The sequence below is a fragment of the Paraburkholderia sp. BR10872 genome (assembly GCF_040965835.1).
GTDB lineage: Bacteria > Pseudomonadota > Gammaproteobacteria > Burkholderiales > Burkholderiaceae > Paraburkholderia > Paraburkholderia nodosa_A.
The window spans coordinates 1-255 of record NZ_JBFRCN010000189.1 but is presented as its reverse complement, the minus strand read 5'-3'; the positions used below and the strand labels follow the sequence as shown (position 1 = coordinate 255).

At 55.7% G+C, this 255-nt stretch carries 1 tRNA gene and 1 rRNA gene; both read right to left on the bottom strand.

The window, feature by feature from the left end:
* Position 1: 1 nt before the first annotated feature.
* A tRNA-Ile gene (locus AB4Y43_RS40635) sits at positions 2 to 78 on the bottom strand.
* A 66-nt stretch (positions 79 to 144) separates the two neighbouring features.
* Positions 145 to 255 (bottom strand): 16S ribosomal RNA (locus AB4Y43_RS40630); the annotation flags it as partial.

Below are 255 nucleotides of genomic sequence, written 5' to 3'. Positions count from 1 at the left end.
GTGGTGGGTCTGGATGGATTCGAACCATCGACCCCCGCCTTATCAAGACGGTGCTCTAACCGACTGAGCTACAGACCCCTGAGTCTGTCTTTCTTACAGCCGACAAGTGTGAGCGCTTAAAACGCAGCGAGCGATGAGCTCTGGAAAGGAGGTGATCCAGCCGCACCTTCCGATACGGCTACCTTGTTACGACTTCACCCCAGTCATGAATCCTGCCGTGGTGACCGTCCTCCTTGCGGTTAGACTAGCCACTTC